At 51.1% G+C, this 17,054-nt stretch carries 15 protein-coding genes; 8 read left to right on the top strand and 7 right to left on the bottom strand.

Features of this window, described 5'->3' with window-relative positions; translation table 11 throughout:
• The first annotated feature begins 42 nt into the window (after positions 1-42).
• Genes PsAD5_RS26740 through PsAD5_RS26720 form a run of 5 tightly spaced genes read left to right on the top strand, consistent with a single transcriptional unit; the run spans position 43 to position 7,744 of the window.
• Complete coding sequence (locus PsAD5_RS26740) at positions 43-1,908, top strand: extracellular solute-binding protein (protein ID WP_063294295.1); 1,866 nt, start codon at positions 43-45, stop codon at positions 1,906-1,908.
• Positions 1,908-3,779 (top strand): ABC transporter substrate-binding protein, encoded by a 1,872-nt coding sequence (locus PsAD5_RS26735; RefSeq protein ID WP_063294294.1) that lies wholly within the window; start codon positions 1,908-1,910, stop codon positions 3,777-3,779. The genes PsAD5_RS26740 and PsAD5_RS26735 overlap by 1 nt, the downstream gene beginning before the upstream one ends.
• A gap of 15 nt (positions 3,780-3,794) precedes the next feature.
• A complete protein-coding gene (locus PsAD5_RS26730; protein ID WP_063286361.1) occupies positions 3,795-4,904 on the top strand; it encodes a microcin C ABC transporter permease YejB in 1,110 nt (369 codons plus the stop codon).
• 6 nt (positions 4,905-4,910) lie between these two features.
• A complete protein-coding gene (locus PsAD5_RS26725; RefSeq protein ID WP_063294293.1) occupies positions 4,911-6,095 on the top strand; it encodes an ABC transporter permease in 1,185 nt (394 codons plus the stop codon).
• Between the two features lie 17 nt (positions 6,096-6,112).
• The gene (locus tag PsAD5_RS26720; protein WP_063294292.1) at positions 6,113-7,744 is read left to right on the top strand and encodes an ABC transporter ATP-binding protein; all 1,632 of its coding nucleotides are present in this window, start codon (positions 6,113-6,115) and stop codon (positions 7,742-7,744) included.
• Positions 7,745-7,836: 92 nt separating this feature from the next.
• Here the strand turns inward: PsAD5_RS26720 and PsAD5_RS26715 are convergent, their stop codons facing one another.
• From PsAD5_RS26715 to PsAD5_RS26705, 3 genes are all read right to left on the bottom strand, one after another.
• Positions 7,837-8,169, bottom strand: a complete 333-nt coding sequence (locus PsAD5_RS26715; protein ID WP_057463051.1) for a hypothetical protein — start codon at positions 8,167-8,169, stop codon at positions 7,837-7,839.
• A gap of 144 nt (positions 8,170-8,313) precedes the next feature.
• Entirely contained in the window at positions 8,314-8,775 is a 462-nt protein-coding gene (locus PsAD5_RS26710) for a methyltransferase family protein (RefSeq protein ID WP_063294291.1), read from the bottom strand.
• A gap of 42 nt (positions 8,776-8,817) precedes the next feature.
• Positions 8,818-9,429 carry a LysE family translocator gene (locus tag PsAD5_RS26705; protein ID WP_063294290.1) on the bottom strand — a complete coding sequence of 204 codons (612 nt, stop codon included), beginning with the start codon at positions 9,427-9,429 and terminating at the stop codon, positions 8,818-8,820.
• A gap of 178 nt (positions 9,430-9,607) precedes the next feature.
• On the opposite strand from PsAD5_RS26705, the gene PsAD5_RS26700 reads away from it, so the two are divergent.
• Entirely contained in the window at positions 9,608-11,095 is a 1,488-nt protein-coding gene (locus PsAD5_RS26700; RefSeq protein ID WP_063294289.1) for a hypothetical protein, read from the top strand.
• Between the two features lie 64 nt (positions 11,096-11,159).
• Here the strand turns inward: PsAD5_RS26700 and ftsY are convergent, their stop codons facing one another.
• From ftsY to PsAD5_RS26680, 4 genes are all read right to left on the bottom strand, one after another.
• On the bottom strand, positions 11,160-12,713 hold the full coding sequence (ftsY, locus tag PsAD5_RS26695; RefSeq protein ID WP_063294288.1) for a signal recognition particle-docking protein FtsY: 1,554 nt from the start codon (positions 12,711-12,713) through the stop codon (positions 11,160-11,162).
• A gap of 30 nt (positions 12,714-12,743) precedes the next feature.
• On the bottom strand, positions 12,744-14,012 hold the full coding sequence (mtaB, locus tag PsAD5_RS26690) for a tRNA (N(6)-L-threonylcarbamoyladenosine(37)-C(2))-methylthiotransferase MtaB (RefSeq protein WP_063294287.1): 1,269 nt from the start codon (positions 14,010-14,012) through the stop codon (positions 12,744-12,746).
• Entirely contained in the window at positions 14,009-14,932 is a 924-nt protein-coding gene (dapF, locus tag PsAD5_RS26685; protein ID WP_244272118.1) for a diaminopimelate epimerase, read from the bottom strand. Before dapF ends, mtaB begins: the two co-directional genes overlap by 4 nt.
• A 134-nt stretch (positions 14,933-15,066) precedes the next feature.
• The gene (locus PsAD5_RS26680) at positions 15,067-15,573 is read right to left on the bottom strand and encodes a L,D-transpeptidase family protein (protein WP_244271704.1); all 507 of its coding nucleotides are present in this window, start codon (positions 15,571-15,573) and stop codon (positions 15,067-15,069) included.
• A gap of 265 nt (positions 15,574-15,838) precedes the next feature.
• Here PsAD5_RS26680 and PsAD5_RS26675 point away from each other — a divergent pair, with 265 nt between their 5' ends.
• Together PsAD5_RS26675 and PsAD5_RS26670 are read left to right on the top strand one after the other, a co-directional pair.
• Positions 15,839-16,522, top strand: coding sequence for a response regulator transcription factor (locus PsAD5_RS26675; RefSeq protein ID WP_063286368.1), 684 nt, complete (start codon positions 15,839-15,841; stop codon positions 16,520-16,522).
• Positions 16,523-16,547: 25 nt separating this feature from the next.
• On the top strand, positions 16,548-17,054 hold the full coding sequence (locus tag PsAD5_RS26670; protein ID WP_057463044.1) for a cyclic nucleotide-binding domain-containing protein: 507 nt from the start codon (positions 16,548-16,550) through the stop codon (positions 17,052-17,054).

The following is a 17,054-nucleotide window of genomic DNA, read 5'->3' as shown; positions in this document are numbered from 1 at the left end:
TTTCTACGCTAGAACTACTGATTGTATTTATGGAGGAATGCTGTGCGTACCAGACTATATAGCTCACTGACAGGTTTGGCGCTTGCCATTGCAAGTCTGACATCCTCCGCAGCAATTGCTGAAACCAGTGAGCCTGAATGGCGGTATGCAGACTCCCTCATCAGTGCTCCTCAGATGCCGGAAGGTTTCGCGCACTTCCCCTATGTCAATCCGGACGCTCCCAAAGGGGGCAGGGTGCGGCTCTCGGCAACGGGCACCTTTGACAGTTTGAACCTTGTGGCATCAAAGGGCATTCGTGCAGGTGGACTGGGCCTCATCTACGATACCCTGATGACCCCATCAATGAGCGAGTCCTCGACTGAATATGGCTTGATCGCTGATGCGATGAAATATCCCGAAGACTTTGCGTGGGTGGTCTATCGCTTGCGCCCTGATGCACGCTGGCACGATGGCAAACCAATCACCACAGAAGATGTGGGATGGTCATTCGATCAATGGACCACGCAAGATCCTTCCCGAAAATACTATTATCGTCATGTTACGGGCTATGACATTTTGAGCCCGACAGAGATACGCTTCAACTTCGATAAACCGGGTAACAGAGAAGCCCCGCAAATCCTTGGTTCGCTCTACATCATGCCAAAGCATTGGTGGAATGAGAAAGATGCCTCTGGAAATGTGCGTGACATTTCCAGAAGCACTTTGGAAGTGCCTCTCGGCTCTGGTCCATACCGCATTGGAGAAGTCGTACCTGGGCGTTCAATCTCATTTGAGCGCGTTGACGACTATTGGGGGCAAAATCTGAATGTGAATGTTGGTTCCAACAACTTCGACACAATCGCCTACGATTACTACCGCGACGAAACCGTGCAGCTTGAAGCCTTTAAGGCTGACCGTTTTGACTGGCGCACGGAAACCACGGCAAAGAACTGGGCAACCGCCTACGATATTCCTGCTGTTAAAGCCAACCATGTGGTGCTGGAAAAGTTCCCGCAGACGTATCGTGGTAGTGGCTTGATGCTGGGCTTTATTCTCAACACCCGCAAAGAGAAGTTTCAGGATCGCCGCGTGCGCCGGGCACTGAACTATGCCTTGAATTTTCAGGAAATGAACCGCACGATCTTCTTTGATCAATACAGCCGTTTCACCAGCTACTTCGACGGAACAAAGCTCGCATCTGCAGGCTTGCCAGAAGGGCGCGAGCTGGAAGTTCTGAAGTCATTGAAATCACCAGTGCCAGAAGCCGTCTTTACAGAGCCCTACGAGAATCCGGTATCCGAAGATTCCCGTCAGGAGCGTGTCAACCTGAGAAAGGCAATCGGCCTTCTTAAAGACGCTGGCTACGTGCAAAAGCAAGGTAAGCTCGTCAACAAAGAGACTGGCGAACCATTTACAATCGAATATCTGATGAATGGCGGCCGCTTTGAGCGTGTAGCTCTTCGTTATCAGGCCTCGCTGAAGAAGCTTGGTATTGACCTGCAGCTGCGCGTCGTCGACAGCTCACAATATGTCAACCGCGTCCGCAGCCGTGATTTCGGTATGATTTACACCGGCTGGGCGCAGTCTCTCTCTCCGGGCAACGAGCAGAGAGAGTATTGGGGCTCAAATGCAGCAGACAGCGAAGCCTCTCAAAACTATGCGGGTATCAAAAACCCTGCCATCGACGAGCTGATTGATATCATCATCAACTCTGATGATCGTGACGAGCTGGTTGCAGCAACCAAGGCTTTGGACCGTATCCTGATGTGGGAGCAATACGTTGTTCCTGGTTGGACATCTCCATTCAGCCGCGTTGCGCGGTGGGATCGTTTCGCACACCCAAAACAGCTTCCTGAATTCTCCATAGGTTTCCCAACCGTTTGGTGGTGGGATGAAGAAAAAGCCAAGAAGATAGAGGAGGCCAATTGATGACGCTTAGCCAAATCAGTAGACGTAGCTTCCTGCACTTCAGCGCGGCCACTGCAGCAGCCTTTCTGGTGCCCGGTGGAGCCCTGCCGGTTCAGGCGGGAACCTTAAGCCACGGCCTCTCTGTCTTTGGTGATCTGAAGTACCCAAAGGATTTCACGGCGTTTGACTACGTCAATCCGGAAGCTCCGGTTGGTGGCAAAATCGCCATGACTGCGCCGAGCTGGGGCTACAATCAGAACCCGCAGACCTTCAACACGTTCAACACCTTCATCCTCAAAGGAGATGCCCCACCGCGTATGGAGCTCTGTTTTGATAGCCTGATGGTGCGTGCCTATGACGAACCGGATGCCGTATATGGTCTGGTGGCCGAGAGCGCTCTGGTCTCGGAAGACGGCAACTTCGTCACCTTCAAAATTAGGCCGGAAGCCCGGTTCCATGACGGATCAATGCTCAATGCAGAAGATGTTGCTTTCAGCCTGAACCTTCTGAAGGAAAAAGGGCACCCGATTATCAGCCAGTCCATCAAGGAAATGGTCTCCGCGACCGCACCTGATGAACACACTGTCACGGTCGCTTTTTCAGGCAATCACAGCAGGCAACTTCCCTTATTGATAGCAACTCTCCCTATCCTCTCAAAAGCGTACTACACCCGCTACAACTTCGAGGCGTCAACACTGACACCGCCGTTGTCCTCGGGGCCATATATGGTCGGACGCTATGAGATTGGCCGGTATATTGAGTACAAAAAGGTAGCGAATTACTGGGCAAAAGACCTGCCAGTAACCAATGGCCACCACAATTTCGAGATCATTCGTCTCGACTTCTTCCGCGATCGACAAGCAACATTTGAAGCCTTCAAGAAAGGCCGTTTAACGTTCCATGAGGAATTTTCCTCCAAGACTTGGGCGACGGAATACAACTTCCCTGCATTGACAGAGGGACGTGTTGCCAAGAAGGAATTTGCCATCCGCCTCCCATCAGGAGCGCAAGGCTGGTTCCTCAACACGCGAAAAGAAAAGTTCTCCAATCCCAAGGTCCGTGAAGCGCTCGGCTATGCCTTCGATTTTGAGTGGTCAAATTCTGCGCTGTTTTATGATCTGTACACCCGAACCCAGTCGTTCTTCGAAAACTCGGAGATGAAGGCTGTTGGTCTGCCAAGCGATGCCGAACTGGCCCTGCTTGAGCCCTACAAGAAAGACCTGCCAGAAGGGGTCTTTGGCGAAGCGATCACACAACCGGTTTCCAATGGCTCTGGTCAGGATCGCAAACTCCTCAGAGAAGCCTCGCTTCTGCTAAAGGAGGCAGGCTACTACAGACGCGGCGAGCAATTGATCGGGCCTGACGGAAAGCAGCTGCAAATGGAATTCCTTTCCAACTCGCCTGCTTTCGAACGAATTGTGCTGCCATATGTCAAGAATCTCAGACTGTTAGGCATTGAAGCAAGCTTCCGTGTCGTTGATCCGGCACAGTTCCAGAAGCGTGTAGATGATTTCGATTATGACATTGTCGGGCATCGTTTTTCTCTGACACCAACACTTGGGCCGAGCATCCGTAACTTCTGGACATCGGCCTCTGCTGAAACCTTCGGATCTTACAATCTCTCGGGCATCAAGGTGCCTGCTGTCGACGATTTGGTGGATAAGGCGCTGAATGCATCCTCGCGTGAGGAAATGATAACCGCTGCCAGAGCATTGGATAGAGTTCTGCGCGCAGGCTATTACTGGGTGCCGCAGTGGTTCAAAGCCTTCCACACAGTAGCTGTCTGGGACATGTTCGGCATTCCGAATGATATGCCGGCATATGCCTTCCCCGTAGAAGCGACGTGGTGGGTGGATTCAGAAAAAGCCGCTCGCATCGGCAAGGAAAATTAGGGACAAAAGAAGCCCATGGGCGCCTATATTCTGCGTAGATTGCTTTTGATGATCCCGACCCTTATCGGCATCATGGCAATCAACTTTGTCATTATTCAGTTCGCACCAGGCGGACCGATTGAGCAAGTTATCGCTCAATTGCAAGGGGATAGTGTATCCGCAACCAGCCGCATTTCGGGTGGTGGAAGTGATTTTGGAAGTTCTGCCGCAGCCAATCAGGGCGGCGGAGACAGTGCAGGATCGAAATATCGAGGAGCACAGGGCCTTGATCCGGAGTTCATCAAGGAACTCGAGGTCCAGTTTGGCTTCGATAAACCTCCTCTGGAGCGTTTCGGGCGCTTGATCTTGGACTACGCGACCTTCAATTTCGGCGAAAGCTATTTCCGTGACATTGCTGTTGTTGATCTGATCGTCGAAAAGCTGCCGGTATCTATCTCGCTAGGCCTATGGATGACGCTCATCTCCTATGGCATCTCGATCCCCCTTGGTATTCGCAAAGCAGTAAAAGATGGCACCTCGTTCGATGTCTGGACCTCCAGCATCATCATTGTTGGCTATGCAATCCCGGGCTTCCTGTTTGCAATCATGCTGATTGTTCTCTTTGCCGGGGGCTCCTTCTGGGACTTCTTCCCGCTCCGAGGTCTCACCTCAGAGGGCTGGAGCGATATGTCATGGCCACAACGGATCCTCGACTATTTCTGGCATCTGGTTCTGCCGCTGACTGCAATGGCACTCTCCGCGTTTGCAACAACAACGCTTTTGACGAAGAACTCTTTCCTCGATGAGATCCGAAAGCAGTACGTTCAGACTGCCCGCGCCAAAGGCCTGACAGAGCGTCAGGTGCTTTACGGTCACGTCTTCCGCAATGCGATGCTTATCGTTGTCGCTGGCTTTCCGGGTGCGTTCATCTCGGCGTTCTTTGCAGGCTCACTCCTCATTGAGACGATCTTCTCGCTTGATGGCCTTGGCTTGCTAGGTTTCGAGTCAGCGCTCAACCGCGACTATGCAGTTATGTTCGCCACGCTTTATATCTTCTCGTTGATGGGTTTGATTGTGAATCTGGTTTCAGACCTCACCTACACCTGGATTGATCCCCGGATCGATTTCGAAAGCCGGGAGGTGTAACGAGCAATGGACACACAACTCGAAAAACGCCTTCAGGATCAGGGCTACGAAACAATCAATCCGCTGCCAGAGCAGACGCAACCGCCAGAAAAGCGGCAAAAGCTGTCACCGCTTAACCAGCGCCGCCTGCAAAACTTCAAAGCCAACAAGCGTGGATACTGGTCCCTTTGGATATTCCTCGTCCTGTTTGTGCTCGCACTGGGCGCAGAATTCATCACCAACGACCGCCCAATCCTGGTTTCCTATAAGGGCGAGCTGCTCATGCCGGTCTTTACGGATTACCCGGAGGAAAAGTTTGGCGGTTTCCTTGCAACGACGGACTATCGTGATCCATTCATTCAGGAAGAGATCGACGCCAACGGCTGGATACTCTGGCCTCCGATCCGTTATTCCTACCAGACGGTAAACAACGAAATCCCGGTCCCCGCACCAGCTCCTCCAAGCTGGATGATGGATAAGGAACTGCGCTGCGAGCGTTATGCAGAGGGTGTGAACGATCCCAATTGTACAATCGGCAACTGGAACTGGCTCGGCACTGACGATCAAGGCCGTGATGTCCTCGCTCGTCTTGTCTACGGTTTCCGCATCTCGGTGCTCTTCGGTCTGGCGCTAACACTGGCATCCTCCGTCATCGGCATTGGTGCCGGCGCCGTACAGGGCTTCTACGGTGGTTGGGTTGACCTTGGCTTACAGCGCTTCATTGAAATCTGGACGGCAATGCCGACGCTCTACCTCATCTTGATTATCTCGTCGGTGCTGACGCCGGGATTCTGGATCCTGTTCTCAATCCTGCTCGCCTTCTCGTGGGTGGCCTTGGTTGGCGTAGTCCGGGCGGAGTTCCTGAGAGGCAGGAACTTTGAGTACATCTCTGCCGCGCGAGCGTTGGGCGTGTCCAATGGTACGATCATGCGCCGTCACCTGCTGCCAAACGCAATGGTCGCAACGCTTACATTCATGCCGTTTATCCTGAATGGGTCCATCTCCACGCTGACAGCGCTGGACTTCCTCGGCTTCGGCTTGCCTCCGGGCTCCGCTTCGCTGGGTGAGCTGCTCAAGCAGGGCAAGAACAACCTTCAAGCGCCATGGCTTGGCATGACAGGCTTCTTCGTCCTGTCGATTATGCTCAGCCTGTTGATCTTCATCGGTGAAGCGGTTCGCGATGCCTTTGATCCACGTAAAACGATGAACTGAAGAAGGGAGGATCGCATATGACTGATAATCAAACGCTCCTCTCTGTTGAGGACCTTTCCATCGCCTTCCAGCAAGGCGAAAAGGAAAATCTCGCCGTTGACCAGATCTCTTTCGACATCAAGGAAGGCGAGACCGTCGCACTTGTGGGCGAAAGTGGCTCAGGCAAATCTGTTTCAGCACTGTCCGTGCTCAAGCTTTTGCCCTATCCGGCTGCAAGTCATCCAACTGGCAAGATCGTCTATCAGGGCGAAGACCTGATAGCTGCGACCGAAGGTGAAATGCGCCGTGTGCGTGGCAACAAGATCTCTATGATCTTTCAGGAGCCTATGAGCTCACTGAACCCGCTACACACCATCGAACAGCAGATCGCGGAGATTCTGAAGATCCACCGTGGCCTCGGTGAGACGAATGCCCGAAAGCGGGTACTGGAACTTTTGGATCAGGTCGGTATTCCAAATCCGGAAGAACGCCTGAAGTCCTATCCGCACCAGCTCTCCGGTGGTCAGCGTCAACGTGTCATGATCGCCATGGCATTGGCAAACGAGCCGGACTTGTTGATTGCGGATGAACCGACAACAGCACTCGATGTCACGGTTCAGGCGCAAATCCTGCAGCTGCTGAAAGACCTGCAGAAGAGCACAGGCATGGCCATGCTCTTCATCACGCACGATCTCGGCATTGTTCGCCGGATCTCTGATCGTGTTTGTGTGATGACACAAGGCAAAATTGTCGAACACGGCGATACCGAAGATATTTTCGAAAGCCCTCAGCACGAATACACCCAGCATCTGCTGGCAGCAGAACCTAAAGGGCATCCACCTGCCGGCGATACCAGTCAGCCAATTGTCATGGAAGCCAAAGACCTCAAGGTCTGGTTTCCCGTCAAACGCGGCTTCCTGCGTAAAACAGTCAGCCACATCAAAGCAGTTGATGGCATTGATGTGACCGTTCGCGCTGGGCAGACACTGGGCATTGTGGGCGAAAGTGGGTCAGGCAAGACCACGCTGGGCCTTGCGATCCTGCGTATGATCTCCTCAAACGGTCAGATCAGCTTCAATGGCTCTGATATTCAGGAACACTCCTGGAAACAGATGCGTCCGCTGCGCCGGGATATGCAAATCGTGTTTCAGGATCCATTCGGCTCCCTGTCGCCGCGTATGTCAGTCTCGGAGATTGTTGGCGAAGGCCTCAAGATCCACATGCCCAACCTCACGGCCAAAGAACGGGAAGCCAAGGTTGCAGGTGCGCTGGAAGAAGTGGGACTGGATGCAGCTACAAGGTTCCGTTATCCGCATGAATTCTCAGGCGGGCAGCGTCAGCGTATCTCTATTGCACGGGCAATGGTGCTTGAGCCAAAGTTTGTGATGCTGGATGAACCAACGTCAGCATTGGATATGAGCGTTCAGGCACAGGTGGTCGACCTGCTTCGCGATCTGCAAAAGGCTCATGGCTTGGCGTATCTGTTCATCTCGCACGACCTCAAGGTCGTCCGTGCACTCGCCAATGATGTGGTCGTTATGCAGCATGGCAAGGTGATGGAAGCGGGGACGTCAGATGAAGTCTTTGACAATCCGCAGACCGAGTACACCAAGGCCCTGATGGCTGCTGCATTCCGTCTGGAAGCAATTGAGGGCGTCATCAGCTCTTGATGTGCTGCTGCTCTGCTCAATGAGCAATAAGAACTTACCCATGGCCGAACATTCGGCCATGGTCATAGCAAATCTACGGTGGAAGTAAGGAACTAGGTTCCGACAACAACATCCTTGCCGACTTTTAGCGTAACCTTACCACTCGCTTCCATCAGCTGGATTGGCGTCCGCTTTGCAGCTTCCTTCAGTGCTTTTGTGAAGCCACCGTCCCCTTTTAAAGATTCAGCCTTGAAGTTCTTAATTTTGGAATCGTTGTTCACTTCATCCAAAAATTTGCCTTCCGCGCGTTTCTTCTTTTGGTTCAGCTCTTTCATGAAAGCATCCTCGGTCTTTTCGTCAACCTTGGCTTTCTTCAGGCTTGCTTTGATTTTGCTGGTTTCTTTGTAAACCTGATCGATATCATCAAACTTCATAAGCACGGCCATCAGGATCTCCCTTTTGTTGTTTCTTTTGGATCAACGACCAGTATCACGCTAGGGACACTACTTGTGCATTCTTACCATAGGGTAACAAAAGGAAGTGGAGGTTGAAGCATTCAAGGCAAAGCGCTTGTGCATCGTGCGGAGAACTTACATCCAGCGCCGGACGCGTGCTTTGTAGGCAAGGTACTCTTGACCAAAATTCTCTTCCAGAAGGTCTTCTTCAGGTTTGATCTGGAACAGGGTGATATAGACAGCAAAACCCAGAGCAACTGGAATAGCAAACAGGTTTCCCTGAAAGATGGCCCATCCCAACAGGATGAACTGCAAACCCAGATACATCGGATTACGTGTTTTGGAGTAAATTCCGTCAGAAACAATAGCACTCGCATTTTCAGGGTGTGTAGGGCTTGTTGTTGTCCGCGCTCTGCGGAACTCAGAGAGCCCGGTCACTCCAAAATAACTGCCAGCTCCGATGCCAATCACAAGAAATGCTGTCTCTGCACCATGCAGATTGATATCTCCGGGAAGCAGTGTTGCAACCATCCAGATGATAATTGCAAAGCTAAAGAAGACAGCCACAGGCGGGAACCTGAGTTTTAAATTTTCCATTGTGTTCCAGTAGTTTGTTGTTCCAGAAATGCAGGAAGCCTATCAGTTCTCTGAGAGTGCCAGCTTAACACCAAGCGCACCAAACGTAGCTGCAAAACCTCGTTTGAGCCAAGCCATAACTTTTGGGCGGTTGATCACATAATCGCGGGCCAGCGACGCCATTGCGCCGTACCCGATGAAAACAACAAATGTAAGTGCCATAAAAACAAAGGCATGGAAGAGTAGAGCAGATGTTGCATTTTCACTGTCAGGAGAAACGAACTGAGGGAGGAAAGCGAGGAAAAACAGAGACAGCTTTGGGTTCAGCACATTAAGCAGAATACCGTCGAGTGCAGTGCGATAAAGAGTTCTCTCGCGCTTCTCTCCACTCACTTCCAGCGCACCACCACTGCGCAGGATGCTCCATGACATGTAAAGCAGATAAGCAACACCAAGATACTTCAGGATCTGATAAGCGAGGGCGCTGCTATGAAAGATCGCTGCCACCCCAATAATGCTTGCCAAAGCTGCTGGAACAATCCCGAGCGTACAACCAAACGCAGCAGCAACACTTGGCTTAAGCCCTTTCCCAAGCCCGATAGCAATCGTGTAAAGCACACCTGGTCCGGGCAGCAGGACAACAATGAAGGACGTTAGAAGATACTCAAGTGTCATGGAAGAGCTCACAAATTGATGGCAGGACGATAGAAGCTCTAGTCTATCTGATCACTCAGGCGTGTCCAATGAACATAATCGAGCTATGTGTGAGTTGGAATTTAAATGTAACTTGCATTTAAGAAATCTAGAGTTGCATATAATAACGATGATGAGATTTTATCTGGTGTGAGCTTTTATGCGTCTTCTGAAAAATAAACTTGCATTAATGGTTTCAGCTCTTCTGTGGGGCGGAAACTTTGCTTTGCCACAGCAGGCTTTAGCGGAAGCTACAGTTGTTAATCAACAGTCATGCTCGCTAGAGTGCATGAAATCAGTACTCTTTAGTTTTGATGTAGATATGCGAGCTGCACGGACCTTAGATATTACTGGGTTTTATGGCAATGCAAATAAGTCTTTCGAAAAAATCGTTCATGAGGCAGGGCCAAACGGGCACCCTATTGCAGCAGCCCGAATTTCGTATAGCTATATAAAGGCTCTAGGCCGTCCAGCAAATATTGCAAATGCTGAGACTTATGCGCGAATTGCTTTTGAGAGCGGGCTCAATATGCTTGCTGAAGCGGGTGTTGCTGAAGCTCTCTACTATCGCGGTTTGCTGAGACAGCATGGTGTTGGGGGACATCAGGAGCTCGATTTAGCATTAGCTGACTTTAAGAGGTCACTTGCAGCTGGAGAGCCACTTGCAAGCATCGCAATGGTAGATCACCCGGCCCTTGACAAGGATATACGCCAACAGTTTCAAATTTTGGAGAGAAGTGCTGCGGATGGCTTCTTACCAGGCGTCGCGCGATACACTGCGCTCGTACTGGAAATTGATGCGAATTTAAGACTTGCAGAAGATCCTGATAATGAAGTTGTTTTTTTCAAAACAAAGCAAGGTATCAAATCGATTGTAGGAGATAAGCGGCCTCCAGTAGTTTGGAAGAATGAGCAGTTTTCTTCACTAATGGGCGATTGGGATAGACGTTATGAAACGGTTCTCGAACAAACACGTGTGACTGCTCTTGATTTCTATCCTAGCTTGGCACTACTGCACTTCTTTGCTCTCGCTGGTGAAGAAATCGACATCACAGATGAAAAATATTATGAAAAGCTTGAAGAAGTACAATTGGATGGTTTCAATGTTGCAGAGTTTGTAAAGCTGTCCGTTGCGGCACAAATCATGCTGGAAACTGGCAATGAAACATATGGGCAAAAGATTTTCGAGTACCTTTTAGATCAGGAGAGTATCTCTCACCCGCGAGCCTTAATTGTACAAGGAGAATTTCTCACTAAATTGGGGCAATATGATAGAGCGTTGCAAAATTTTGAGACGGCTGCATCTTACGGTTACGTTGATGCTCTCTATTATTTAGGGCTGTTGTTCAAAGAGAATTGGCACGGCATGCGAATCCGAGATGATAGAGGATACAAGAAGCTCACTAAATCTGAGCAGATGGAAGTGTTTTATCGAAATCAGAGTGAAGGAGCAATGAAAGCTATCTCTAACTTTGAGAAAGCAGCAAATGCAGGAGACCCACGTTCTGCCCTTCAATTAGTTTTCATTTACACAAGTCGCGAGTACGATATTAGAGACAAAGAAAAAGCACGATATTGGGCAGAAAAGCTGAACGAGCTAGACTATTATAAAACCTATTCATCGATGGCCTTGAGCGTGGCTCGCTAAGTTTCTTTGCTTGATATGGGTTGTTTCTTAGAGGATTATACTCCTCTAAGAAACATGAGTTGCGTCAGTCCAGCTCGTGGTCTTTGCCAGCAATGGCTGCTGCAAAGTCTTTTGCTGAGAATGGCTCAAGGTCTTCTACGCCTTCACCAACGCCGATGAAGTGCACTGGCAGGCCGTATTTACGGGCAATCGCCACCAGAATACCGCCACGTGCTGTGCCGTCCAGCTTGGTCATTACAAGACCAGTTACACCAGCAACCTTGCTGAAAATCTCCACCTGAGAAAGAGCATTCTGGCCTGTGGTCGCATCAAGGGTTAGCAAAGTGGTATGCGGTGCATCAGGAACACGCTTTCGGATCACACGAATGATCTTCTCAAGCTCATCCATCAGCTCAGCTTTGTTCTGCAAGCGGCCAGCGGTATCAATCAACAGCACATCTGTGTCATTGCTGAGAGCGGCATCAACGGCATCGTAAGCTAAGCCAGCAGCATCCGCGCCGGTATCGCGCGCCACAACTTCAGCACCAGTGCGCTCACCCCAAATTTTCAGCTGCTCGACAGCAGCAGCACGGAACGTGTCACCCGCTGCGAGCATCACTTTCTTACCCTGCTCATGCAGCAGAGAAGACAGCTTGCCGATTGTGGTGGTTTTGCCTGTACCGTTTACGCCAACCATCAAGACGATGTGTGGTTTATGGCCGCTTTCAAGGTCCAGCGGTTTAGCAACAGGTTCAAGGACGCTTTCAATTTCTTCAGCAAGGATGCTGCGGACTTCCTCGCCTGAAATTTCCTTATCATAGCGACCATCAGATACACGGTCGGTAATCGCAATCGCTGTATCAATGCCAAGGTCTGCTTGAATCAGAATATCTTCCAGCTCTTCAAGAGTATCTGCATCCAGCTTGCGCTTGGTGAAGATCGAGCTGATGCCCTCGGATAGGGCATTGGAAGAACGGGAGAGGCCAGCTTTAAGACGCTGGAACCAGCTCGTTTTTACTGGAACATCTTCTCCAGTTTCCGCAATTCCCGGAGTTTCTCCAGCTTCTTCAGCCTCTCGGCTCTCTTCGACCGCTCCAGTTTCCTCGTCTCCTCCGGATCCTCCGCTTTCCCGAACACTTTCAGAGCTTCCTGCTTCTTCAGGTCCTTCCGCTGTTCCTGATGCTTCAGTGATCTCATCTGTGAGAACGGGTTGTCCATCGGCAGTATCCTCAGCAACGGGCGCAGCATCATCGCTGACCTTTGGGGAAAGTATATCTTGCTCAGGCTCAACGTCTGCTGAATTTTCTTCATGCAGATCGTCATTGTCCAGGTAGGCGGTCTCTTCTAGGGCTTTGGTTTCTGCCTCATCCAAATCATGAGGCTTATCAGAAACTTTCTCTTCGGTCGCAGGCTCCAACTCAGGTGTGAGCTCTGGATTTTCCAGATCAAGAGTTTCATCTGCGATTGCTTCAGCCGTTTCTTCAAGGCCTTTAACAGGGTCAAGCGGAACGGATTGAACGCCTTCTAAAGACTCACGCAGCTCTGCACTGTCAGGAGCTTTTTCCTCCTGAAGGCTCTGTGTTTCTTCTGAGGAACCGCCAAACAGGCGACTGAAAAAACCGCGCTTCTTTTCGCTCATGCTGGAAAGATACCTTTGAAATGTAAAAGCTTAAGCTGCTTTGCCAAGTGGCTCTGCAATTAGATGTCTTTCGGTATGCCCTGTAATGCGTGCGGAGACAAGGCTTCCGGCAACATCCGCATCCAGTTCAACCTGAGTAAATTGCTCGGTGCGACCAAGTCCCTCACGCTCAATCAGGATCTCACGCTTCTTGCCCACTTCGGCACGAAGGTGAGCCAGCAAAGCTTCCTGGCCTTTTTCACGAAGGCGTGCAGCGCGCTCTTTAATGATCTTGCGATCGAGCTGCGGCATACGGGCCGCTGGAGTACCTGGACGTGGAGAAAACGGGAACACATGCAGATGTGTCAGCCCACACTCATCAACGATGCGCAGAGTGTTCTCGAACATCTCATCGGTCTCAGTTGGGAAACCGGCAATAATGTCAGCGCCAAAGACAACATCCGGACGCATTTTGCGCACGTCTTCGCAGAACTGGATCGTGTCTTCGCGGGAATGACGACGCTTCATGCGCTTCAGGATCATATTGTCGCCAGCCTGCAGGGAAAGGTGCAGATGCGACATCAGGCGATGATCATGCGCGATTACGTCCATCAGCTCATCATCAGCTTCAATGCTGTCGATGGAGGACAGACGCAGGCGCTTAAGATCAGGCACCATCTTCAAAATCTTGGAGCAAAGCGTGCCAAGCTTAGGCGTTCCCGGCAGATCGGCACCGTAGGACGTAATATCAACACCAGTTAGAACAATCTCGCCATATCCGTTGTCGACAAGGCGTTTGATCTGGTCAATGACCACACCCATCGGCACAGAGCGTGAGTTACCACGGCCATAAGGGATGATGCAGAAGGTGCAGCGATGGTCACAGCCGTTCTGAACCTGAACAAACGCACGAGAGCGTCCTTCCAGTCCATCAATCAGGTGACCTGCAGTCTCGCGCACGCTCATAATGTCGTTGACGCGCACCTTCTCGGTTTCTTCAATGCCAAACTGAGCGACACGGCCATAAGAGGCGCGCTCCAGCTTTTCAGAGTTACCAAGAACCAGATCCACTTCGCCCATCTCGGCAAAGGTTTCAGATTCTGTCTGGGCCGCACAGCCAGTCACGATAATACGCGCATCCGGATTTTCGCGGCGGGTTTTGCGAATGGTCTGTCGTGCTTGACGGACAGCTTCGTTGGTCACGGCACATGTGTTGATCAGCACGGCACCCTTAAGGCCCGCGGCCTCTGCTTCGCGCTTCATCACTTCCGACTCATAAGCGTTCAGTCGGCAGCCAAATGTCACAACATCAATGCTCACTGCGTAGGCTCCATTGCCGCGTCCCCCGAAGCGGTCTTTGTGTAGGTGAGGGTGTCGAGATTGAGCTCGCCCTCGAATTCAATTGCGGTTTCACCGGTCATCATGATGTGGTCGTTGTCCTCACGCCACTCAATACCCAGCGGTCCTCCCGGCAGATGGACAGTGCACTTACGTCCTGTCCGTCCAGTTCTGGCAGCAGAAACACCCACTGCGCAGGCCCCGGTGCCACAAGCTTTTGTCAAGCCAGCACCGCGTTCCCAGACTTTCATGCGGATCTCGTTTTCGCCAATGATCTGGGCCAGAGAGATATTCGCCTTTTCAGGGAATATTGGGTGACACTCAAGCAGTGGCCCAAAGCGCCCAAGGTCGTAGGCTTCAATATCATCCACCCAGAAAATGGCGTGCGGATTGCCAACATTCACAACACTGGGTGAATGCAGAACCGGTGCATCAATTGGCCCGATCTGAAGCTCAATGGCACGCGTGTCCGCAAACTCTTCCGCAAGCGGGATCTGGTCCCACTCAAAACGCGGAACACCCATATCAACGCTCACCAAAGTCTGACTGTTAGATGCATGCGCAATCAGCAAACCAGCGTTGGTCTGAATAGGAACGCTTGGAGTGCCTGCTTCACCCATTAGCAGACGGCCAATGCAGCGTGTTGCGTTACCGCAAGCATCTACTTCGCTGCCATCGCGATTGTGAATGCGCATAAAGGCATAAGCATCAGAACTTGCAGGCTCGACCGTAATCATCTGGTCAAAACCAATACCCTTTTCGCGGTCTCCGATAGCTGCAATTTGCGCCGGAGTTAAGACAACCTTCTTTGCGCGGCCATCAAACACCACGAAATCATTGCCTAAACCGTTCATTTTCAAAAAGGGAACCAGCGTATCCGCCATGAGCTTGCTTCCATTCATGCGTAATCCGTCAAGAAGGCACTATATGGATTAAATTACTTTAGATTACTAGGGAAAATGCAGGGAAAAACCTTGTCTGAGACGATTGTGAGGCCAGCTTTAAAGCCTCCCTAATCGAATTCTCTGGTTTTGCACTAATCCGCACAGACTTCCAGCATGTCACCGGGCGCCATTTCCTTCAGGATTTCACGCATCACTTCTGGATAAACCGCAACGCATCCCTCTGTCGGTAAAAAGCCTTCTCGTGCCACGTGAAAGAAGATTGCGCTGCCTTCGCCTTTGACCGCCGGATACATATTGCAATCCAGCACGACAACAATGTCGTAAAGCCGGTCATCTCGCCACATCTTCTCATGGCTGGGCTCAAACGGCAGATCAACGGGGCGGTTATAAAGAGTATCCTGAGGAGAATCACACCACCCGTCGCTTTGAGACAGGGGTGAAACTGGCAAATATGTGACTGGACAAGAGCTGCGATCCGAGCGGTAATACACATTCAGCAGTTCAAAACGCCCAATCGGAGTTGCGCCGTCTCCTTCGCGCTTTGTGTGCGTCAAACCAGATCGTCCAAGTGCACACGCAAATGTTACTGCGCCTAGTGTCAGTGTTCCTGAGTGAGGCTCATCACCTGTATGCCGCACAAATAGGGTCTTCTGGGTCTTCTTAAGTAGCTTTGCGGGGGGAGTGGGTACTGCGAGAGGAAGCATCTATGAACCTGTTGTCCTGCGGAAAACACCGGGAGAAACACTCCCAAATAAAGCGGGGGTCACTTACGCGTGAAGTAGATTTTACGAAAAACTTTGAGATTTACCACGTTTTTGCTCGCCTTTTTTTCGGCAACCCTTCATGTATTTATGTGAGATAAGTTTTAGGGCTAGCACCAAAGATTGGTGATTGGGTGAGAATATGACTGCACGTAAAATTCTGCTTGTAGATGACGATAACGATCTGCGCGAAGCGCTCGTTGAGCAGCTGTCGCTTTATGATGAATTTGAAACCACTCAAGCTGACAGTGCTGCGACTGGCATCAAAAAAGCAAAAGAAGATCACTTCGACCTGGTTCTGATGGACGTTGGTCTGCCGGACATTGATGGCCGTGAAGCTGTGAAGTTGCTGCGTAAAGCAGGCTTTGGCGCTCCAGTCATCATGCTCACCGGTCATGATACAGACAGTGACACAATCCTTGGTTTGGAAGCTGGCGCAAACGACTACGTCACCAAGCCATTCAAGTTCGCTGTTCTGCTTGCTCGCATTCGTGCGCATCTGCGTCAGCATGAACAGAGCGAAGATGCTGTGTTCACCATTGGCCGTTACTCCTTCCAGCCTGCTGCAAAGTCCATGCAGGACGATAATGGTGGGAAGGTTCGTCTGACCGAAAAAGAAACTTCTATCCTGAAGTTCCTCTACCGTGCAGGTGAAAAGCCAGTGACACGCGACGTGCTGCTGCATGAGGTTTGGGGCTACAACTCCGGCGTTACAACACACACGCTGGAAACTCATATTTACCGTCTGCGTCAGAAAATTGAGCGTGATCCGTCCAATGCGGAGCTGCTCGTGACAGAAGCTGGTGGATATAAGCTTGTGCCTTGAGGCATAAGCAGCTAATCCAAGAACTATGAGTCTAGCCCGCGACATCGAAATCTTAAGACGCGTTCCTCTCCTCTCGCAATTTTCAGAGGACCAGCTGCGCCTGCTCGCATTCAGTGCGGAAACCATGCAGGTGTCTAAAGGTGGAACAATTTTTAATGAGGGTGAGCGGGCAGACGGTGGCATCGTGCTGACAATCGGCAAGGTGCAGCTGGAAACCGGTATGGGGCGCGACGCGCGTCCCAGAGGCACCTACGGCCCCGGTACTCTGTTCGGCGAAAACGCGCTGATGGCTGAGGGCAAACGTCCGGCCCGCGCTGTCGCACTTGAAAATTGCGAATTGATCCGCGTCCGCCGCGCACTCTTCTCCCGCATGCTGCAGGAATTCCCAGAAACTGCGCAAAAGCTTTATGTCGATAAGGCTAACCAGTTTACGACAGCTGCCGCCGCTTTGGCGCGCGTTGGTCGCAAGCTGGACGAAGTGGACGCTCTTAATGAGCGCCATAAACAAGAAGTTGCTGCTAAGCGCAGTTAA

The organism is Pseudovibrio sp. Ad5, from assembly GCF_001623095.1.
Lineage (GTDB): Bacteria > Pseudomonadota > Alphaproteobacteria > Rhizobiales > Stappiaceae > Pseudovibrio.
Note: the sequence above shows the minus strand (reverse complement) of the source record. Positions and strands in the feature narration are given on the sequence as shown.